A 20,038-nucleotide genomic window follows, 5' to 3' on the forward strand; every position below is an offset into this window, starting at 1 on the left:
TCGGCGCTACTGTGCCTTCCATGAGGGGTGCGGGGAGAAGATCACGGGTAGTCGCGGCGATGGGCGGTGCCGTCGTTGCGTGCGCGGTCGCGGCCTGCTCGTCCGGCGCGGGGCCGGTGCAGCAGCCGACGAACGCTGCCGCGTCATACACGACGGTCCCGGTCCGGGCGATGAAAGCTCGCGCGGTGAAAGCGGTCGACGGTGCGATCGCCTACTCACCGGACGGCAAGAAGGCTGCGGTGCAAGGAGGTTCGTCGATCTGCATCGTGACCGTCGCCGCATCCGACGGCACGGGGAGGATCTGCCCGAAACTCAAGGCGCCCGTCGGGGCCGTCGTGTTCTCCCCGGACGGGGCCACGGCGGTCGTCGTCGAGGACGTCGCCCGAGACTTCACCGGGCGGATGTGGCTGATCGCCACCGAGGACGGCTCCGTCCGCCAGGTGTCGGTGCCCGCCGGCGTCAGCGCGGAGCGCAAGAAGGCCACCATCTATCGGACCGTCGTCTGGCCGGCGGGCGGCGCCCCGCTGGCGTTGGTGGACGTGCCCGGCACGTCCGCGATCAGCGACCATCTCGTGCGGATCGACGTCGGCTCCGCGAAGCCCGAAGACCTCGGCGTCGTCGCGGAGGGGGACATCGCTGCGGACGGCACGATGGTCGCAGCCGGACACAAGGTCGTGTTCGGCGCCTACCGGGCACACGAGCCGAAATCCCGGCTACTCGTCTTCGACCTCGACACGAAGAAGGTGTCGCAGGTCGAGCTGACCGGTGCACTGGTCGGCACGAGCTCCCGCGCCGCGCCCGTCGCACTGTCCGCCGACGGCAGGCACGCGGCCCTGATCATCGACGACCCGGTCAAATTCACCGTCGCACCACCCGCCCAGGTCGATCTGGGCTCCGGGGCGGTCACCGCCGTGACCGGCACGCCCGGTCTCCGGCTGGCGGCCGCCGCCTACTCCCCGGACGGGTCGCAGCTGGCATTCTTCGCCACGCCCAAGAGCGGGGCGGCCGGGCTCAGCGTGCTGGTCGCACCGACGGCCAAGGGCACCGCGCGCACGTTGCTGACCGAGCACGTCAGGTCCTCGGGCGACTTCGGGCTGCAGTGGAGCGGCGACAACGAACTCCTGCCGCACTCCGCCCCGGTCGGTCGGGTCCCGGACGGCGTCGGACCCGTCGCCCTCAGCGGGTGACTTGCATCCTCAGTCGAAAATCGTTGTGCCCGGCTCGGATTCGAAGAAAGCCCGCACCAGCGGTCGGTGCGCGGGGATGATCGGCAGCCGGGCCGCCTCCGCCGCCGTGAACCACCTGGACTCGGTGACTTCGTTCGAGGTGCCGGCCGACCCATCGACGACGTGCGCCCGGAAGCACACCCCGAAGATCGTGCGGCGCCGCCCGTCCGGGTAGACGATCACCACGTCCGGTCTGCTGTATGCCGCCAGCACCGAATCAACGGCGACCCGCAGACCGGTCTCCTCCCGCGCCTCCCGGACAGCGGTCTCGGACCAGGTCTCGCCGATCTCCGCGCCGCCTCCCGGCAGGCACCACAACCCGTTGTCCTCGCGCCGGGTCAGCAGCAGCCGGTCGCCGTCGCCGATCGCACAGGTGGCGCCCGCCTTGATCTGGGTCGCGCCGGCCTCCGCCGACGCCGCGATCCGCGGGCCGACCTCCACCTGCGCGCGCGGCTTGCGCCGCTCATAGGTCACGACCGTCCAGCCGTCGTGCGGCTCGCGGGACGCCTCGCGCCATACGGGGGAGTCGGTGAACGGCCAGCCCGGGAAGACCGTGTCGCCCTCCGGCTCCAGCGGGATCTCCGACAGCAGCATGCGGTCGGCGTATGCCGCGAACAGCGCCCAGATCTGCGCCCCGCCGGTGACGAAGAAGTCCTCGTCACCGACCAGGAACAGTGCCTCGTCGACCGAGTGCGCCACCTCGACGCCCTCTGCGGTCCAGTCCGGGTCGCGGGTCAGCACGATGTGGCGCCGGCCCGGCAGCAGCCCGTGCGACTCGAAGGTGCGCCGGCCCATCACCATCGGGTGACCCATGGTGGCGGCCTTGAAGCCCCGCTGCTCCCCGGGCACCCGCCACGGCATCGACCCGTCCCGGCCGACCACACCGTTGCGTGCGACGGCGGCGATGAAGCTGATCGTCATGACGTTGTCGCGTCGTCGCTCATACCGCGATCGGGGCCTTGATCGTCGGCGCCGCGACGTAACCCTCGAGGCCGATGTCGGGCAGGTCGAACGCGTCGATCTCCCGGATCTGCGGGTTGAGCCGCAGCGTCGGCAACGGCCCCGGCTCGCGGGTGAGCTGCAGCCGCGCCTGATCGAGGTGGTTGAGGTAGAGGTGCGCATCGCCGAGGGTGTGCACGAACTCGCCCGGGACCAGGTCGGTGACCTGGGCGACCATCGCGGTGAGCAGCGCGTAGGACGCGATGTTGAACGGCACGCCGAGGAAGATGTCGGCGGATCGCTGGTAGAGCTGGCAGGACAACGACCGGCGGCCGTCCTCGGTCTCCGCGCCGACGTAGAACTGGAACATCGTGTGACACGGCGGCAGCGCCATGTCCTCGACGTCCGCGACGTTCCAGGCGGACACGATGTGCCGGCGAGAGTCGGGGTTGCTGCGCAGGCCGTCGACGAGCCGGGCGATCTGGTCGATCGTGCCCCCGTCGGGCGTCGGCCAGGACCGCCACTGGTGGCCGTAGACCGGGCCGAGGTCGCCGTGCTCGTCGGCCCACTCGTCCCAGATCGAGATCTTGCGGTCGTGCAGCCACTGCACGTTGGTGTCACCGCGCAGGAACCACAGCAACTCTCCGATGATCGAGCGCAGGTGCAGCTTCTTGGTGGTGAGCACCGGGAAGCCTTCGGTCAGGTCGAAGCGCATCTGGTGCCCGAAGACCGACAGGGTGCCGGTGCCGGTGCGATCGTCCTTGCGGGTGCCGTCTGAGATGACCCGGTCGAGCAGGTCGAGGTACTGCTTCACGAGGTCAGACGCTATCAGCGGGCACCGACGACGGCGGCCCGCGACCGCGGTGCGAAGGCCGTGCGAGATACAACGTGGACGGTCGTTACACTTTGTGACACAGATCACATTGGACGCTTGTAACACTTTTGCGGGGGCGCCGATGTAACCGTTGATCGCGTCGTCACCCGGACCCCCGAGCGGGTGACGACGCGATCAGTCATTTCGGGACTTTCCCGGCACGCGGGAGGCCGCCGCACGCGGCCGCCCCACCTCGCTAGCCTTGAGGCCATGACGAACCCCTTCGGACGCATGCTCACCGCCATGGTCACGCCCATGCACGACGACGGCTCACTCGACCTGGACGGCGCCCAGAAGCTTGCGGACCACCTCGTCCAGCACGGCCACGACGGCATCCTGGTCAACGGCACCACCGGCGAGTCGGCCACCACCACCGACGAGGAGAACGTCGCCACCGTCCGCGCCGTCGTCGAGGCGGTCGGGGACCGCGTCCCGGTCATGGCCGGCGTCGGCACCAACGACACCGCCCACTCGGTCGCCGCGGCCAAGGCCATGGTCGCCGCCGGGGCACGCGCCGCCCTCGTCGTCACCCCCTACTACAACAAGCCGCCGCAGGCCGGCATCGTCGAGCACGTCCGCGCCGTCGCCGAGGCCGCCGACGTGCCGGTCATGCTCTACGACATACCCGGCCGCACCGGCACCGCCCTGGCGCCCGATACGCTGCTGCGGCTCGCGGAGATCCCGCAGGTCCGGGCCGTCAAGGACGCCAAGGCCGACCTCTACACCTCCAGCAAGGTGATGGCCCAGACCGACCTGCTGTGGTTCTCCGGCGACGACGTGCTGGCGCTGCCGTGGCTGTCCATCGGTGCGGTCGGGCACGTCGCCGTCACCGGGCACGTCGCCGGCGACCAGTTCGCCGCGATGATCAAGGCGGTGGACGCCGGGGACCTGGCCACCGCCCGCGACATACACCGGCAGCTCATCCCCGCGATGGACGCCATCATGACGATCACCCAAGGAGCGATCATGGCCAAGGCCGCGCTGAAGCAACTCGGTGTCATCGAGTCCGACTTCTGCCGCCTGCCGCTGCTGCCGGCCACCCCGGAGCAGCACGAGATCGTGCGTCGAGCACTCGAGGAGTCACACCTTTCATGAGTCACCCGCATCCGGAGCTGGAACTACCCGGACCGTTACCGAAGGGCGGCGTCCGCGTCGTCCCGCTCGGCGGGCTCGGCGAGGTCGGCCGCAACATGACGGTCGTGGAGTATGACGGCAGGCTTCTCGTCGTCGACTGCGGCGTTCTCTTCCCCGAGGACCACCCCGGGGTCGACCTGATCCTGCCGGACTTCGAATACATCACCGACCGGCTCGACGACATCGACGCCATCGTGCTGACCCACGGCCACGAGGACCACATCGGCGCCGTGCCCTACCTGTTGCGGCTCAAGCCGGACATCCCACTGGTGGGGTCCACGCTGACGCTGGCGCTGGTCGAGGCCAAGCTCAAGGAGCACCGGATCACGCCATACACCCTGGCGGTCAAGGAGGGTGGCAACGAGAGGCTCGGCGGCTTCGACTGCGACTTCATCGCCGTCAACCACTCCATCCCGGACGCGCTCGCGGTCTTCATCCGCACCGGCGGCGGCAACCTGCTGATCACCGGCGACTTCAAGATGGACCAGCTGCCGCTGGACAACCGCATCACCGACCTGCGGGCGTTCGCGAAGGCGGGCGAGGAGGGTGTCGACCTCTTCCTCACCGACTCCACCAACGCCGAGGTGCCCGGTTTCACCACCCCCGAGCGCAACATCGCGCCGGCCATCGAGCGGGTCTTCCACAGGGCGCAGCGGCGGATCATCGTGGCCTGCTTCTCCTCGCACGTGCACCGCGTGCAGCAGGTGCTGGACGCCGCGCAGGCGTACGGCCGCAAGGTGGCGTTCGTCGGCCGGTCGATGGTCCGCAACATGGGCATCGCCGCCGACCTGGGCTACCTGCACGTGCCCGACGGGGTGCTGGTCGACCTGAAGCGGATCGACCAGTTCGCCGACAACCAGATCGTGCTGGTGTCCACCGGGTCCCAGGGTGAGCCGATGGCGGCGCTGTCGCGGATGGCGAACGGTGACCACAACACCATCGACATCGGCCCCGGCGACACGGTGCTGATGGCGTCGTCGCTGATCCCCGGCAACGAGAACGCCGTCTACCGCGTGATCAACGGCCTGATGCGACGCGGCGCCAGCGTCATACACAAGGGGAACGCGCTGGTGCACGTCTCCGGCCACGCCAGCGCGGGGGAGCTGCTCTACGTCTACAACATCGTGCGGCCGCGCAACGTCATGCCGATCCACGGCGAATGGCGGCACCTGGTCGCCAACGGCGAGCTGGCCGAGGCGACCGGGGTGCCCGCCGAGCGGGTGCTGCTCGCCGAGGACGGCGTCGTGGTCGACCTGCTCGACGGGCGCGCGCGGATCGTCGGCGCGGTGCCGTGCGGTTACGTGTATGTCGACGGCTCGCTGGTCGGCACCACCGACGAGACCATGCTCAAGGACCGCCGGATCCTGCGCGACGAGGGTTTCGTGACGATCATCGTGGTCCGTGATGCCGACAACGGGAAGATCGTCAGCGGCCCGGAGATCCAGACCCGCGGCTTCGCCGAGGACGACGAGGTCTTCGACAAGGTGCGGCCCAAGCTGGAGGCTGCGCTGGAGGAGGCCCGGGAGAAGGGCATCAGCGACACCTACCAGCTGCAGCAGGTCATCCGGCGCACCGTCGGCAGCTACGTCGGCGGGAAGCTGCGCCGCCGCCCGATGATCATCCCGATAGTCATCGACGCGTAGCCGCCGCTGCCGCGCTGCGCCGAGAGTGCAGTTGTGGTCGTTGCGGCATACCCGGAACGACCACAACTGCACTCTCGCGTGAGGGGATCCGCCCAGGAGCGACGATCCGCTGAGGTATGACGAAGGCCCCGGCCCACCGCATGGTGGGACGGGGCCTTCGCCGGTGTCACCGCGGGGGCGGCGACGTCCGATCGGATCAGGCCGGCAGGTTGAGGTGCTGCCCGACGAAGATCAGGTTGGGGTCGTTCACGGTGCTCTTGTTGGCGGCGTAGAGGGCCAGCCAGCCACCCTTGATGTGGTGGCTGTGCGCCAGCTCGCTCAGCGTGTCGCCGGACTTCACGGTGACCGACTTCCCGGAGAGCGTCACCTTGGGAAGGGTGTAGCTCTGCTTCGGCGCGGTGACGGTGGGGCGCGTGTTGGAGCGCGACACCTTCGGCGCGGTGTAGGTCCTCTTCGGCGCGGTATAGGTCTTCTTGGGCGCCGTGTAGGTGGGCGTCGACGCCTTCGGTGCCGGTGCCGGCGTCGTGGCGGGCGCACCGCCACGGGTCAGGCCCGCGCGCACCGAGCAGACCGGCCAGGCGCCGGGGCCCTGCGAAGCGAGCACCTTCTCGGCGATGGCGATCTGCGCCGACTTGCTGGCCAGGTTGGCGTTGTACGCGTAAGCGCCGCCGCCGTAGCCGATCCAGGTCTGGTGCGTGAACTGCAGGCCACCGTAGAAACCGTTGCCGGTGTTGATGGCCCAGTTGCCACCGCTCTCACAGGCGGCGACGGCGTCCCAGGTGCTCCACGAGGCGGCGTGCGCGTCACTCGCGGTGGCGACGCCGGCTGCGGCGAGGGCTGCGGCGGCGGCAACCCCGATGCCGGCGACGCGGGTCTTGCGGCTGATGTTCGTGCTGAGGTCCATTGATTCCTCTCCTGACGTGCGCTTGCGGGGTTAGCTGTCGGGTCGGGCTGTCAGGTGCCCGGCAGGCCAGGAGGCCTGCTCTCACCCCAAGGCCGTGGCACGGCCGAAGTTGGGTTCCCCGTCCTCGTCGGGCCTCCGGGACCGTCCCGGGCTTCGATGGCCGCTCGACGAGGTTGTGCGCAGCGGGCCACAGGCCAAGACCGGAACTGTGCCGGGTTGCACGGCTCCGGGGATGGATCTGACCTTCGCCAGGGGACGAGGTTTGAACCACCGATGTTCGAAGCTACGTGGTCCGGCGACGATTTCCAAGTTCAGTCGTGACCATTTCGTGACTTTTTTGGGAAGTGTTGCGAAGGTCACAGGAAATCGTGTCGCGTGCGTCACATTCGTCACGGCGCCCACCGCCGGGTATGCCGCCCCGGCGCGTCACCAGGGCAGTGGTTCGGCCAGATCCCGGGGGTCTGCCGGTGCGGACCAGCCGTCGCCGGTGTGCACGTAGGACAGCGCGGGTCCGTGCTCGACCAGCCGGCGCACGGCCGACACCAACCGGTCGACGTGTTCGCCGGTGGTCGCCAGGCCGAGGCTGGCGCGGATCGCGGTGGCATCGTCGCCGGCGATCGCGTCACACAGCAGGTGGGCGCAGAACCGGCCGTCCCGCACGGCGATGGCGTGCTCGTCCGCGAGCACCTGGGAGACCAGTGACGGTTCGTAACCGTCGACGGTGAACGTCACGACACCGACGTTGGGCCGGTCGCCCAGCGCCGCCAGGATCCGCACGCCGGGGATGGCGGCGAGGCCCGCGTGCAGGCGTGCGTACAGCTGCGCCTCGTGCGCGGCGATGGTCGTGCGGTTCGAGCGCAGGGTGGCGCAGGCGGCCGCGATCGCGACGGCGCCGACCGCGTTCGGGGTGCCGCCCTCGTGCCGGGCCGGACCGCGGTGCCACTGGGTGTGGTCGCGGTGGACCCGGGCGGTCGCGCCACCGGCCGGCAGGTAGGGGTCCGCGGCGTCCAGCCAGTCGGTGCGGCCGGCGAGCACGCCTGCGCCATACGGGGCATAGAGCTTGTGACCGGAGAAGGCCACCCAGTCGACGCCCAGGGCGGCGATGTCGAGCGCGACGTGGGGTGCGTACTGCGCGGCATCGAGCACCGTCCGGGCGCCGAACTCCTGTGCCACTGCGACGAGTTCGGCCACCGGCCAGATCTCACCGGTGACGTTGCAGGCACCGGTGATGACGACCAGGTTGGTGGTCGAGGGGGAGTGCTGCAGTGCTTCGCGCAGCAGCTGCGCGGCGTGCGGGGTGCTGGTCGGCACCGGCAGCCGGGTGGTGCGCGACCCCGGCCAGGGGAGCACGGCGGCGTGGTGTGCGGACTCCCAGGCGAAGACCTGTGCGTCCTGCGGGACGCAGTGCGCGAGCAACCGCAGCGCGTCGGTGGTGTTGCGGGTGAAGACGACCTGGTCGTCGGCGCGTGCCCCGACGAAGTCGGCCACCTCGGCCCGGGCCGCCTCGAACCAGCCGGTCGTGACGCGGCTGGCGTAGCCCGCACCGCGATGCACCGAGCCGTAGCGTCGCTGGACCTTGGTGACCGCGTCGGCCACCTGCAGCAGCGCCGGGGTGGTCGCACCGTGGTCGAAGTTGGCGTAGTCGGTGACGGTCCGGTGCACCGTCGGGACGCCGAGGTCGGCGGAGATGGTCTGCGGCAGGCCCTCGCCGGAGCGCTTCGGGGCGGGTGCGGTGGTCTCCGGGATGCCGAACCGGTGCTGGGCAGTGTCCTGCCGGGGGTCGATGGTGATGCTCAAGGTGCTGCTCCTTCGTCGATCCAGGGATCGACGATGGCGCAAGTGCAGGGCCGATCCGCGCTTGCCGGCGTGTCTGCACGTCGGCCCGGTCGTCACCCGGAGCACCCCACCGCGGTTGGAGGGTTGCCGCTCAGCTAGCCGGGGCTTGACGCTGAGACTCGTGACCTGGTGGCAAATGTAGCCGAACCCGGGTGGTCGGCGTCAACCCGGGGGCGTGCCGGAGTCGCCACTGGGGCGACGTATGGCCGGGTATGGCGGCCCGGGGCGTGCCGGAGTCCCCACTGGGGCGACGTATGCCCGGGTGTGGTGGCCCGGGGCGTGCGGGAGTCGCCACTGGGGGGAGTTATGACCGGAAATGCGGCGAGGGGCGTGCCGGAGTCGCCCCTGGGGCGAGCTATGACCGGGAAACCGGCCCGGGGCGTGCGGGAGTCCCCACTGGGGCGACGTATGCCCGGGGAAGGCGCCGCCCGACCGAGCGGCGTGTTTCGTATGAGGCTGGTGGGACTCTCGCGTACGGTGTTTGGGTGCCTACTCGTTCGTCATCGTCGCAGGCGACCACGCGTGCGACCCGGAGCAAATCCGGGTCCAGCGGGTCCGGCTCGCGTTCCCGGCCGTCGTCCGGACGCAGTTCCACGCGCCCACCTGCGAAGAAGTCGCCGGCCAAGGCACGGTCCGGCGGCAAGCCCGCGAGCGGTGGCCTGCCGCTGCCGTTGCGCGCCGCGAAGGGCACCTGGATGGGTGTCGCGCACGTCGCAGGGGGCGCGGCCCGTCGGGTCGGGCACTCCGCGCGCGACCTCGAGCCGGAGTTGCGGCGCGACGGCCTCGGCTTCGCGCTGGTCGCGGCCGCCATCATCATCGCCGCGCGCGAGTGGTGGGGGCTGACCGGAGCGGTCGGCGACGTCATACACGCGATCGTCGCCGGGACCTTCGGGCTCGGCGCGCTCGTGCTGCCGCTGGTGCTGGTCCTGATCGGCGTGCACCTCATGCGCTCACCGCGCGGTGACCAGGGCACCAACCGGGTGATGGTCGGCCTCGCGCTCTTCGCGATCGCGGTGTGCGGCATCACCAGCATCGCCAAGGACATCCCCCAGCCGAGCCAGACCAAGGCGCTGCGCGGGGCCGGCGGCATCGTCGGTTTCATGGCCAGCAGTCCGTTGGTCGCGGCGGTGCACACGGTCGGCGCGATGGCGCTGCTGGCGATCCTGTTGATCTTCAGCGTGCTGGTGATGACGGCGACACCGGTCTCGATGATCCCGGCCCGACTGATGATGCTGCGCGCGCGCCTCTTCGAGCACGGCGGGCCGGGCTCGGACGACGACGAGCCGGTCGACGCCGTCGCCCAGGACCTGCACGGCGACCAGATCGACGGCGGGAAGCGCAAGCGTCGGCGCAAGCCGAAGAAGGACGAGTCGGACGACCCCGGTCTCGACGGCGACGAACCGTTCGAGCAGGCGGCGACCGTCGTCCCGCGACGCACCAAGAGCGGCCGGGTGCTGCGCCCCGGCGAGAAGGACCCCGGCGACAGCGAGGTCTTCGACGTCGACTGCGACACCCCGCCCAGCACGACTCCGGAGGCCCGGCCGGCCGCCGACGCACGTGCGGTGCCGCTGCCCGGCACCAAGGGCGCACCGCCGGAGTCGGTCGCCGTGGCACCGCTGCAGGCACCCCCGACCACCCCGCTGCCGCAGCGGGTCGAGCAACTCCAGCTCGCCGGCGACGTCACCTACACGCTGCCCTCGAACGAAGTGCTGAAGCCCGGCACCACGCCGAAGGCACGCTCGGCCGCCAACGACCGCGTGGTCGAGGCGCTGACCCAGACACTGGACTCGTTCGGTGTCGACGCCCAGGTCACCGGCTTCAGCCGTGGCCCGACCGTCACCCGCTACGAGGTCGAGCTCGGCCAGGGCACCAAGGTCGAACGCGTCACCGCCCTCTCCAAGAACATCGCGTATGCCGTCGCGTCCGCCGACGTCCGCATCCTGTCGCCGATCCCGGGCAAGTCCGCGATCGGCATCGAGATCCCCAACACCGACCGCGAGAAGGTCAGCCTCGGCGACGTGCTGCGCAGCGGCGCCGCCCGCGGCAACCCGCACCCGATGGTGATGGGCGTCGGCAAGGACGTCGAGGGCGGTTACGTGATCGCCAACCTCGCGAAGATGCCGCACCTGCTGGTCGCCGGTGCCACCGGCGCCGGTAAGTCGTCGTTCGTCAACTCGATGATCACCTCGATCATGATGCGCGCGACCCCGGACGAGGTCCGGATGGTCCTGGTCGACCCCAAACGCGTCGAACTGACGGCATACGAAGGCATTCCGCACCTGATCACCCCGATCATCACCAGCCCCAAGAAGGCCGCCGAGGCGCTGCAGTGGGTCGTGCGCGAGATGGACACGCGGTATGACGATCTCGCCGCGTTCGGCTACAAGCACATCGACGACTTCAACAAGGCGGTGCGGGCCGGCAAGGTGACGCCGCCGCCGGGGTCGCAGCGGGTGATGCAGACCTACCCCTACCTGCTGGTCATCGTCGACGAACTCGCCGACCTGATGATGGTCGCGCCGCGTGACGTCGAGGAGTCGATCGTCCGCATCACCCAGCTGGCGCGTGCCGCCGGCATCCACCTGGTGCTGGCCACCCAGCGGCCGTCGGTGGACGTGGTCACCGGTCTGATCAAGGCCAATGTGCCCAGCCGGATGGCGTTCGCCACCTCGTCGCTGGCCGACTCGCGGGTCGTGCTCGACCAGCCGGGTGCCGAGAAGCTGATCGGTCAGGGTGACGCGCTGTTCCTGCCGATGGGCGCCTCCAAACCGATGCGCGTCCAGGGTGCCTGGGTCACCGAAACCGAAGTGCAAGAGGTGGTTTCGCACGTCCGCGAGCAGCTCAAGCCGGTCTACCGCGACGACGTGCAGGTCTCGGCGCCCAAGAAGGAGATCGACGAGGACATCGGCGACGACCTCGACCTGCTGCTGCAGGCCGCCGAGCTCGTGGTCAACAGCCAGTTCGGTTCGACGTCGATGCTGCAGCGCAAGCTGCGGGTCGGCTTCGCCAAGGCCGGCCGGCTGATGGACCTGATGGAGAGCCGCGGCATCGTCGGCCCGTCGGAGGGTTCGAAGGCACGCGACGTGCTGGTCAAGCCCGACGACCTGCCGACGACCCTGGCGCTGCTGCGCGGTGAGGACCCGCCCGGCGCCGAGCAGCCGTATGACGCCGCCGCCGACACCGGGGACGCCGGCGACAGCGAAGACGCGTGGCAACTCACCGATCGCAGGGACTGACGCCGGCGCCGCGCGGCAACCTGCTGCAGCGGGTCCGCGCGCTGCCGTCCGCCGTACTGCTGGCCGTGCAGCTGCTCGGCATCCTGGTCTACCCGTTCACCACCGAATCCTCTGCCGGGCGAACGTTCTTCTCGCTCTTCCAGCTCGTCGTGCTCGGCGTCGCCGTCGCAGCGGTGCGGCTGACGCCCGCGCTCACCTGGATCTCGGTGTGCATCGGGTCGCCTGCCGTCATACTCACCGTCCTGACGGCGTTGGTGCCCGACAACGACCCGCTGGCACTCGCGTCCGACGTCACGCACGCGTTGTTCTACTTCTACACGGCGTATGCGCTCATCCGGTACATGTTCGCCGACACCCATGTCAGCCGGGACGAGCTCTTCGCCACCGGAGCGTGTTTCACGGTCGTCGCGTGGGGTTTCGCCTACACCTACGACATCGTCCAACTCATCTGGGGCACAGGCCAGTTCGCCTCCGGGCAGCACGGCGAGCTGAACTGGGTCGAGTTGCTCTTCCTGTCGTTCACGACGATGACCAACACCGGACTGTCGGACATCGTGCCGGGCGGCGGGCATGCCCGGTCGGTGATGATGCTGGAGCAGTTGGCCGGGTTGAACTATGTTGCACTCGTGGTGGCGCGGCTGATGGGCCTCACACTGGCACGGTTCCAGCACACACGGGAAGCAGCCGACCGCGGGGAGAGCGAGCAATGACCGACGACGAAGACCGCACCCAGGAGATCCGCCGGGACACCGGTCGTGCGCAGTCGAGCGACCGGCCCGGTCAGCGGACCGGCAACACCCCGCCGTTCGGTGCGCCCGCGGCGCCACCGCAGCGCCCGCAGGGCCCCGCCCAGGGCGGCTACCAGCGGCCTGCGCAGCCGGCCCAGCCCGGGTATCGGCCGGGGCCCGGCTACCAGCAGCCCCCACAGTCGACTGCCCCGTATGGCGCCCCGATGCTGCCGGCCGACCGGGGTTCCGGCGGTTTCCCGGCGGCGCTGGTCGGCGCCGTCGTCGCGGCATTGGTCGCCGTCGCCACGTCGTTCGCCGGGTATCAGACGACTTTGCACGACGTGAGCCACGACGGCCGGACCTTCACCGGTTTCTTCACCAGCCGACTGGCCCTGCTGCCGTGGCTCGGTGTGGGCAACGGCGACCAGACGACCGCCTTCCTCGCGGGAGTGGTGATCGTGCTGGTGGTGGCGCTGTTGCTGATGACGGCTGCGGCCATGTCGACCCGCGCCGGCACGGGTGGTTTCGGGCTGTTCCTGGGTGCGTGGATGACCGTGGTCCTCGCCGGTGCCGCAGCCGCCCCTGCTACTGCGGCGATCTGGATGTCTGGGCACCTTCCGTCCGGGTATCTGGCGGAATATGTGTCCGGCGGGATGGTCTGGGGTGTGCTCTACGGCTGGATCGCCGCCCTGGCGTTGGTGATCACGCACGCGATGCGTCGCAAGCCCGCTGCTCGCTGAGAGCGGCCGCCGGCCCGGAACCGTCGGTACCCTGCGGGCGTCCGACACTGATCAGACGATAAGCGCACGACGGGCGCGGGTCGGTGGACGTGGAGGTGGTCATGTCACGATGGATCCAGGTGGCCGGTGCCGTGCTGCTCGTCGGGGGTCTGGCCGCATGCGGACCGGCCGATCAGGGGACACTTCCGGTGGGCGGCACCACGACGGTCACCGTCACGGCCGCCGCGAACCCGACGGATACCGCGGACGGGAAAACCACTGGGGTGACGGGCGGTTCGTCATACAGCCAGTTGCAGCAGGCGTTCGACGGAGCCACCGACGTCGACGTTGCCGACTACAAGGGGCTGGTCACCAGTGTCGGTTTCGAGTCGCCGGACAAGGTCGTCACCTGCGGCATCGAGGACGACGCGATCACCTGCCAGGCACACGAGGGTGCGACGTTCACCCCGCCGAAGGACTGCCACGGGATGGGCAGCGGACGCGCGGTCACGATGGCCGACCACAAGGCACCGGAATTCGCCTGCATGGGCGACGTCGAGAGCGGCGGACCGGTGCTCGGCGACGGGACACGGATCACCGTCGGTGCGTTGCAGTGCGTCAGCCGGGAGGGGATCACCTGCATCGACGGTGACGGGCACGGCTTCCGGCTGGGGACGGGCAGCTATCTGCTGACCGGTGGCGGCGCCCAGGTGCCGTCGTCCGGCGGACCATCCGCCCCGACGACGACGCAGGCCCCGCAGCCGACGACGACGGCGCAGCCGACGACCCGGTCGCCGCACAGCACGTCGGCGTTGACGGGGCACTACTTCGTCGGCGCCGGCACATTCAACATGAACGGCTCGGACGGTAACTACTACGGCGTCTGGTTCCTCGGCGACGAGTGGGCGTACTGGGGACGGCCGACGTCCGGGGCGCCCCGGTGCACCGCAGTGACCGGTTCGATCGGGTCGCAGCCGGGTGATGGTTGGGGCTGCGTGCGCTACAGCTACGACGCGAGCAGCGGCGCGCTCACGGTGGGCGGACACAGCGGCAGCTACCGCAACGGCGAGCTGGAGGTCGGGGACTGGTCCTTCAGCCCGACGCTGTTGCCGGCAGCAGGCACCCGCGTGGCGGTCAACCTGATGAACCGCGGTTACTCCGGGATGTGCGGTCTCTACGGCGGTTGCTCCACCTGGTCGACATCACTGGCGATGACCGACGACGGTCACTTCGTGCTCACCTCCGGCAGCATCAGCAGCTTCAGCGGGTCCGGTAGCTTCGGCTGGGCGTCGGACTACCCGCCGGACAAGAAGGGCACCTACCAGGTCGAGGCCGGTGGCCGGATCCGGCTGCACTACGACTCCGGGAAGACCGAGGTGCGCACCTTCGCCGAGAAGTACGACGCGGCCGGTCACCCGGACCCCGCGGACGCCAGCGGTGACGCCGGCGTGGTGTTCGGCGCCGACCGGTTCTGGCGCGACGACGCGTAGTCCGGCTCTGCTCCGCGCGCTTGCGGTCCGCGGACAGTGCGCCATACCGCACCTTCTGCGGGGTGTAAGCGCCGCCGCGCCGCCCCGCGCGCTTGCGGTCCGTAGAGAGTGCGCCATACCGCACTCTGTGCGGACCACAACTCAACTGCAGGAATACCCATCCCCGTCTGGATGACGATGTTGTCCACAGCGCGCCGAAGATGCCCCGGCATCTGCGTCATCGCCGCGCAGACTCCTCGGATGCCGCAACAGTCGCTGGAGATGGTCGTCGGAGCCCCGCTCCGGTATGGCGCCGCCCGGCGCGCCATCGCGCGCGAACTCGCGGCTGAGCACGGCGGTGTGGTGCACCGACTCACCCTCGCACAGCACGGTATCGATCGTTTCGGGGTGCGCAACGAGGTCGCGGCCGGGCGGTGGTTCACGGTGGGGCGACACACGGTCGCGGTGGACTCCCCGGAGCTCGGCGTCGTCGCGCAGTGGTGGCGCGCGGTCTGGGAGAGCGGATCCGGAGCGCGCCTCGACGGGACCAGCGCACTGCTCGCCGCGGGTTTGACGGGCTTCGAGCCGCCAGTCATCGACGTGTCAATGCCGAAATCCAGTCGGGTGCACGCCGTTCCGGGTGTGCGAACGCATTTCCCACACCGGCTCGCTCCCGTCGTCGGCGCCGGCATCCGGCGGGTCGCTGCCGAGGTCGCAACGATCCATGCGGCGCAGTGGGCGGTGAGCGACCGACAGGCAGCGTTGCTCATTTGCCTGCCGCTGCAGCAACGGCTGACCACTCCGCCGCGAGTGCAGCTGGCCTGGCGCAGCGTGCTCCGGTCGCCACGCCGCACCTTGCTCGACTCCGTCATCGCGGACGTGACCGACGGTGCGCACTCGCTTGGCGAACTCGACTTCGCGCGGCTGGCGCGCAAGGCCGGGCTACCCACGCCGACGCGTCAGGCGCTTCGCGACGGTCCCGGCGGACGGGTCTACCTCGACGTGTCCTGGGATGAGGTCGGACTCGTCGTCGAGGTCGACGGCGGGCATCACGCGCTCGCGCTCAACCCGATCGACGACGCATTGCGGCAGAACGACCGGGTGGCTGCCGGCGAACGCGTCCTGCGGATCCCCGTCATCGGCCTCCGCCTCACCCCGGAGAGATTCATGCGGCAGGTCCGTCATACCTATGACGCACTTCGCGCAGGTGACGGTTCGGGCTCTTGCGGTCCGTAGAGAGTGCGCCATACCGCACTCCGTGCAGACCACAACTCGGTTGGCTGGGCGTCAGCCGTCGAGCTGCTCGATAGTGGCGACGCTCGGGCCACGCGTCGCCTGCAGGTCGCGCGCTACCGCCTCCGCGTCGCGCATCACGCGCAGCACGTTGCCGCCGGCCACCTTGGCGAGGTCCTCGTCGGACCAGCCGAGGTCGGCGAGGGCGGCGAAGACCTTCGGGTATGCCGACACGTCGCCCAGCCCTTCGGGCAGCACCGACACGCCGTCGAAGTCACCGCCGACACCGAGGTGGTCGATCCCGGCGACCTCGCGGATGTGCACGAAGTGCGCGACCACGTCATCCAGTGTCGCGACCGGCATCGGGTGCTGGACCGCCCACTGCTCGCAGAACTGTTGGAACGCGCCCACGTCCGTCGGCGCCACGCCCGACTCCCGTGCAGCGTCGCCCGCGTCCGTGCGCCACTGCGCGCAGGCCGACGACACGAAGCCCGGCACGAACGTCGACATGATGACGCCGTTGTTGTCGCGCAACGTCTCCAGCACGTCGTCGGGGGCGTTGCGGGGCGAGTCGGCGACGGCGCGCGCGGAGGAGTGGCTGAAGATGACCGGCGCCTCGGACGCGGCCAGCGCCGCCCGCATGGTGTCGGCGCTGACGTGGGACAGGTCGACGAGCATGCCGATGCGGTTCATCTCCCGGACGACCTCGACCCCGAAACGGCTCAGCCCGCCGTGCACCGGCTCGTCGGTCGCCGAGTCCGCCCACGGGTTGTTGTCGTTGTGGGTGAGCGTCATGTAGCGCACCCCCAGCACGTAGAGCATCCGCAACGCGGCGAGCGAGCTGTCGATCGACTGACCGCCCTCGGCGCCGAGCAGCGACGCGATCCGGCCGGAGGCGAAGACCGCCTCCACCTCGTCGGCGGTGCGCGCGAGGCCGAACGTCTCCGGCCATCTCCCGATCATCTGGTGCACCGCATCGATCTGCTCCAGCGTCTGGGTGACCGCCTCGCTGCCGGGCAGGTTGGACGGAACGTAGACCGACCAGAACTGTCCGCCGACGCAGCCTTCGCGCAGCCGCGGCACGTCGGTGTGCGTGCGCCCGTCGGTGCCGCCCTCCACGTCGAGCTTGTCGAAGTCGTAACCCACCTGGTCCCGGGCCTCCCACGCCAGGTCGTTGTGACCGTCGATCAGCGGATGCTTCGCGAGAACGGCACGGACGCGGTCAAGAGTGGGGGAGGAGTCGGTGTTCGCCATACCCGCCATCACATCACGCGTGCGATCTCTCGCGCCGGACGTCCCATACAGTTGAGCCCATGGAATCCCGCAGCGTCGCGCTGGTCACTCTGGGCTGCGCTCGCAACGAGGTCGACTCCGAGGAGCTGGCGGGCCGGCTCGCGAGCGAGGGGTGGACGCTCGTCGACGACGCTGCCGACGCGGACGTCGCGGTCATCAACACCTGCGGGTTCGTCGAGCAGGCCAAGAAGGACTCGATCGACGCGCTGCTGGAGGCGAACGACCTCAAGGAGCACGGCCGCACCCAGGCGGTGGTCGCCGTCGGTTGCCTCGCCGAGCGGTATGGCGCGCAGCTCGCGGCACAGCTGCCGGAGGCCGACGCCGTCCTCGGATTCGATTCGTATGTCGACATGTCGGCGCATCTCACGTCCGTGCTGGCCGGGCACGCCCCCGCCTCGCACACCCCGTCCGACCGGCGCAAGCTGTTGCCGATCAGTCCCGTCGACCGGCAGGGCGCGGAGGTCGCGCACCCCGGTCACGGTGACGTTCGCCGGCCGGATGCCGTCGATGTCGCGTCCCCGGCATCCTCGCCCCGCGTCATCCGGGCCCGGCTCGACGGGCGTCCCTGGGCGCCGCTGAAGATCGCCTCCGGGTGCGACCGGCGGTGCTCGTTCTGCGCGATCCCGAGCTTCCGTGGCGCCTTCGTGTCGCGCCGGCCCGCCGACGTGCTCGCCGAGGCACGCTGGCTCGGACAGCACGACGTGCGGGAGATCTTCTTGGTCTCGGAGAACTCCACGTCCTACGGCAAGGACCTCGGCGATCTGCGGCTGCTCGACACGATGCTGCCGGAACTCACACAGGTTGAGGGGATTTCGCGGGTCCGGGTGTCCTACCTGCAACCGGCGGAGCTGCGGCCCGACCTGCTCGACGTGATGACCGCGACCCCGGGCGTCGTCCCGTACTTCGACATCTCGTTCCAGCATGCGAGCGGGCCGCTGTTGCGGCGGATGCGGCGGTTCGGCAACAAGGACGCCTTCCTCGAACTGCTGGACGGTGTGCGGGCGCGCGCGCCATACGCCGGCATCCGCAGCAATGTCATCGTCGGGTTCCCCGGGGAGACCGACGACGACCTGGCCGAGCTCGAGGACTTCCTCGTCAACGCACGGCTCGACGTCGTCGGCGTGTTCGGCTACTCCGACGAGGACGGCACCGAGGCCGAGTCGTATGACGCCAAGCTTCCCGCCCACGAGGTCGCGGCACGGCTGGAGCACTTCCGCACGATGGCCGAGCAGCTCAACGAGCAGCGGGCGACCGAGCGGATCGGCGAAACCGTCGAGGTGCTGGTCGAATCCGACGGCACGGCCGAGGACGACGACGTGCAGGTGCGCGGTCGCGCGGGGCAGCAGGGGCCGGACGTCGACGGTGAGACGATCCTCGCCGTCGAGCCCGGCAGCGTGGCGATCGGCGACGTCGTCACCGCCCGGGTGACCGACACGCTCGGCATCGACCTGATCGCGACGCCGACGGAGCTGATCGCGTGAGTGCGGCCGAACGCCGAGAGCCCCGTGCCATCGCGCGCGAGGAGCTGGAGCGGCGCAGGGCCGAGTTCGAGCGGCGCCGCGCGGCCGGGGAGCCGCTGATCGCACCGCCGCTGCCCGACCCGGCGTCGACACCCAGCACCGGCGTGAGCACCTGGAACATCGCCAACGCGCTCACGATGTTCCGCATCGTGCTCGTGCCGTTCTTCGGCTGGGCGCTGCTGACCCACGGCGGACACGACACGCCATACCGGATCGTCGCCGTGGTGCTCTTCGTGATCGCGTCCGTCACCGACCGCATCGACGGTGACCTGGCCCGATCCCGTGGACTGGTCACCGATTTCGGCAAGATGATGGATCCCATCGCCGACAAGGCGCTGATGGGTATGGCGCTCATCGGCCTGTCGATCATCGGGCGACTGCCCTGGTGGGTGACGGGGATCATCCTGATCCGCGAGGTCGGCATCACCCTGCTGCGGCTGTCGGTGATCCGGCACGGCGTGCTGCCGGCCAGCCGCGGCGGCAAGCTGAAGACCTTCCTGCAGGCGGTGGCGATCGGGCTGTTCCTGCTGCCGATCTCCGGGTGGTTCGACATCGTCGCCTGGGTGGTGATGCTGGCCGCGCTCGCGATCACCGTCGCGACCGGTGTCGACTACGTCTTCCGGGCGGTCAAGCTGCGGCAGAACAGCGAGCGGTCCCGGGCACGACGGGCGCGCAGGGCGCAACGGGGGCGGTGACGATGGACGACGACGAGCTCATCGTGACGCTGGTGCGCAGCGGGGACACCGTCGCCGCCGCGGAGTCGCTCACCGGCGGCCTGGTGTGCGCGGCACTGACCGCGGTGCCCGGCGCGAGTGCGGTGGTGCGCGGGAGCGTCACGTCATACGCGACCGACACGAAGGCGAGCGTGCTCGGCGTGGGTGAGCGCCTGCTGCGCGCCGGTGGGCCGGTCCAGGCCGAGGTGGCACGGCAGATGGCGCACGGTGTGCGCCGGCTGCTGGGCGCGACGCACGGTCTCGCGACGACGGGCGTCGCCGGGCCCGACCCCCAGGACGACGTGCCGGTCGGGCGCGTGTTTATCGCGGTGGCCTGGGACGACGCGCCCGGGGTGCCGGTCGACGAGGTGCGCATGCTGGACCTGAACGGCGACCGTGCGGCGATCCGCGAGCAGACCGTCCGTGCCGTGCTCGACCTGCTCGGCGACTGTGTCACGGGCGGGAATGCCGGCGGTGGGCACGATGGTTGACCAGTCCGTAACATCCCGTCCTGGGTGGCGTGTCCGACATCGGTCGGTGCCGCCCGCTAAGCTGATCTTGTTCGCACTGC

At 70.2% G+C, this 20,038-nt stretch carries 16 protein-coding genes and 1 riboswitch; of the genes, 11 read left to right on the plus strand and 5 right to left on the minus strand.

The genetic code is table 11. From position 1 onward, the window contains the following. The first annotated feature begins 20 nt into the window (after positions 1-20). On the plus strand, positions 21-1,187 hold the full coding sequence (locus tag FHU39_RS02310; protein WP_183318593.1) for a PD40 domain-containing protein: 1,167 nt from the start codon (positions 21-23) through the stop codon (positions 1,185-1,187). Positions 1,188-1,196: 9 nt separating this feature from the next. Here the strand turns inward: FHU39_RS02310 and FHU39_RS02315 are convergent, their stop codons facing one another. Then, on the minus strand, positions 1,197-2,147 hold the full coding sequence (locus FHU39_RS02315; RefSeq protein WP_183318595.1) for a dihydrofolate reductase: 951 nt from the start codon (positions 2,145-2,147) through the stop codon (positions 1,197-1,199). 19 nt (positions 2,148-2,166) lie between these two features. Continuing rightward, the gene (locus FHU39_RS02320) at positions 2,167-2,979 is read right to left on the minus strand and encodes a thymidylate synthase (protein WP_183318597.1); all 813 of its coding nucleotides are present in this window, start codon (positions 2,977-2,979) and stop codon (positions 2,167-2,169) included. A gap of 270 nt (positions 2,980-3,249) precedes the next feature. Here FHU39_RS02320 and dapA point away from each other — a divergent pair, with 270 nt between their 5' ends. Together dapA and FHU39_RS02330 are read left to right on the plus strand one after the other, a co-directional pair. Further along, a complete protein-coding gene (gene dapA / locus FHU39_RS02325; protein WP_183318600.1) occupies positions 3,250-4,134 on the plus strand; it encodes a 4-hydroxy-tetrahydrodipicolinate synthase in 885 nt (294 codons plus the stop codon). Beyond that, positions 4,131-5,816, plus strand: coding sequence for a ribonuclease J (locus FHU39_RS02330; protein ID WP_183318601.1), 1,686 nt, complete (start codon positions 4,131-4,133; stop codon positions 5,814-5,816). The genes dapA and FHU39_RS02330 overlap by 4 nt, the downstream gene beginning before the upstream one ends. Positions 5,817-6,012: 196 nt before the next feature. Here FHU39_RS02330 and FHU39_RS02335 read toward each other — a convergent pair whose 3' ends face one another. Together FHU39_RS02335 and FHU39_RS02340 are read right to left on the minus strand one after the other, a co-directional pair. Beyond that, positions 6,013-6,720 carry a LysM peptidoglycan-binding domain-containing protein gene (locus FHU39_RS02335; protein ID WP_183318603.1) on the minus strand — a complete coding sequence of 236 codons (708 nt, stop codon included), beginning with the start codon at positions 6,718-6,720 and terminating at the stop codon, positions 6,013-6,015. A 426-nt stretch (positions 6,721-7,146) separates the two neighbouring features. Beyond that, positions 7,147-8,517: an aminotransferase class V-fold PLP-dependent enzyme gene (locus tag FHU39_RS02340; RefSeq protein WP_246336143.1), complete on the minus strand. Its 1,371-nt coding sequence runs from the start codon at positions 8,515-8,517 to the stop codon at positions 7,147-7,149. A 52-nt stretch (positions 8,518-8,569) separates the two neighbouring features. Next, positions 8,570-8,683, minus strand: a riboswitch (SAM riboswitch). Positions 8,684-9,251: 568 nt separating this feature from the next. Here FHU39_RS02340 and FHU39_RS02345 point away from each other — a divergent pair. The 5 genes from FHU39_RS02345 (at position 9,252) to FHU39_RS02365 (ending at position 15,944) form a co-directional block, all read left to right on the plus strand. Then, on the plus strand, positions 9,252-11,792 hold the full coding sequence (locus FHU39_RS02345) for an FtsK/SpoIIIE family DNA translocase (RefSeq protein ID WP_246336291.1): 2,541 nt from the start codon (positions 9,252-9,254) through the stop codon (positions 11,790-11,792). Then, positions 11,765-12,502, plus strand: coding sequence for an ion channel (locus FHU39_RS02350; protein ID WP_343065704.1), 738 nt, complete (start codon positions 11,765-11,767; stop codon positions 12,500-12,502). The genes FHU39_RS02345 and FHU39_RS02350 overlap by 28 nt, the downstream gene beginning before the upstream one ends. Beyond that, entirely contained in the window at positions 12,499-13,260 is a 762-nt protein-coding gene (locus tag FHU39_RS02355) for a hypothetical protein (protein WP_183318608.1), read from the plus strand. Before FHU39_RS02350 ends, FHU39_RS02355 begins: the two co-directional genes overlap by 4 nt. A gap of 101 nt (positions 13,261-13,361) precedes the next feature. Next, a complete protein-coding gene (locus tag FHU39_RS02360) occupies positions 13,362-14,729 on the plus strand; it encodes a hypothetical protein (RefSeq protein ID WP_183318610.1) in 1,368 nt (455 codons plus the stop codon). Positions 14,730-14,969: 240 nt separating this feature from the next. Further along, positions 14,970-15,944, plus strand: coding sequence for a PDDEXK family nuclease (locus FHU39_RS02365; protein ID WP_246336144.1), 975 nt, complete (start codon positions 14,970-14,972; stop codon positions 15,942-15,944). Positions 15,945-15,995: 51 nt separating this feature from the next. Here the strand turns inward: FHU39_RS02365 and FHU39_RS02370 are convergent, their stop codons facing one another. Further along, on the minus strand, positions 15,996-17,195 hold the full coding sequence (locus tag FHU39_RS02370) for a dipeptidase (RefSeq protein ID WP_183318612.1): 1,200 nt from the start codon (positions 17,193-17,195) through the stop codon (positions 15,996-15,998). 59 nt (positions 17,196-17,254) lie between these two features. On the opposite strand from FHU39_RS02370, the gene rimO reads away from it, so the two are divergent. The 3 genes from rimO to FHU39_RS02385 are packed head-to-tail and all read left to right on the plus strand — an operon-like array spanning position 17,255 to position 19,958. Next, positions 17,255-18,715, plus strand: a complete 1,461-nt coding sequence (gene rimO, locus FHU39_RS02375) for a 30S ribosomal protein S12 methylthiotransferase RimO (protein WP_183318614.1) — start codon at positions 17,255-17,257, stop codon at positions 18,713-18,715. Beyond that, positions 18,712-19,449, plus strand: a complete 738-nt coding sequence (pgsA, locus tag FHU39_RS02380) for a CDP-diacylglycerol--glycerol-3-phosphate 3-phosphatidyltransferase (RefSeq protein WP_425484751.1) — start codon at positions 18,712-18,714, stop codon at positions 19,447-19,449. Before rimO ends, pgsA begins: the two co-directional genes overlap by 4 nt. Positions 19,450-19,451: 2 nt before the next feature. After that, the gene (locus FHU39_RS02385) at positions 19,452-19,958 is read left to right on the plus strand and encodes a CinA family protein (protein WP_183318615.1); all 507 of its coding nucleotides are present in this window, start codon (positions 19,452-19,454) and stop codon (positions 19,956-19,958) included. Positions 19,959-20,038: the final 80 nt, after the last annotated feature.

Source organism: Flexivirga oryzae (genome assembly GCF_014190805.1).
Classification (GTDB): domain Bacteria; phylum Actinomycetota; class Actinomycetes; order Actinomycetales; family Dermatophilaceae; genus Flexivirga; species Flexivirga oryzae.

Coding starts and splice junctions, on each gene's coding strand:
- FHU39_RS02310 (WP_183318593.1), top strand. CDS start 21: ATGAGGGGTGCGGGGAGAAGATCACGGGTAGTCGCGGCGATGGGCGGT.
- FHU39_RS02315 (WP_183318595.1), bottom strand. CDS start 2,147: ATGACGATCAGCTTCATCGCCGCCGTCGCACGCAACGGTGTGGTCGGC.
- dapA (WP_183318600.1), top strand. CDS start 3,250: ATGACGAACCCCTTCGGACGCATGCTCACCGCCATGGTCACGCCCATG.
- FHU39_RS02330 (WP_183318601.1), top strand. CDS start 4,131: ATGAGTCACCCGCATCCGGAGCTGGAACTACCCGGACCGTTACCGAAG.
- FHU39_RS02335 (WP_183318603.1), bottom strand. CDS start 6,720: ATGGACCTCAGCACGAACATCAGCCGCAAGACCCGCGTCGCCGGCATC.
- FHU39_RS02345 (WP_246336291.1), top strand. CDS start 9,252: ATGGGTGTCGCGCACGTCGCAGGGGGCGCGGCCCGTCGGGTCGGGCAC.
- FHU39_RS02355 (WP_183318608.1), top strand. CDS start 12,499: ATGACCGACGACGAAGACCGCACCCAGGAGATCCGCCGGGACACCGGT.
- FHU39_RS02360 (WP_183318610.1), top strand. CDS start 13,362: ATGTCACGATGGATCCAGGTGGCCGGTGCCGTGCTGCTCGTCGGGGGT.
- FHU39_RS02365 (WP_246336144.1), top strand. CDS start 14,970: ATGCCGCAACAGTCGCTGGAGATGGTCGTCGGAGCCCCGCTCCGGTAT.
- FHU39_RS02370 (WP_183318612.1), bottom strand. CDS start 17,195: ATGGCGAACACCGACTCCTCCCCCACTCTTGACCGCGTCCGTGCCGTT.
- rimO (WP_183318614.1), top strand. CDS start 17,255: ATGGAATCCCGCAGCGTCGCGCTGGTCACTCTGGGCTGCGCTCGCAAC.
- FHU39_RS02385 (WP_183318615.1), top strand. CDS start 19,452: ATGGACGACGACGAGCTCATCGTGACGCTGGTGCGCAGCGGGGACACC.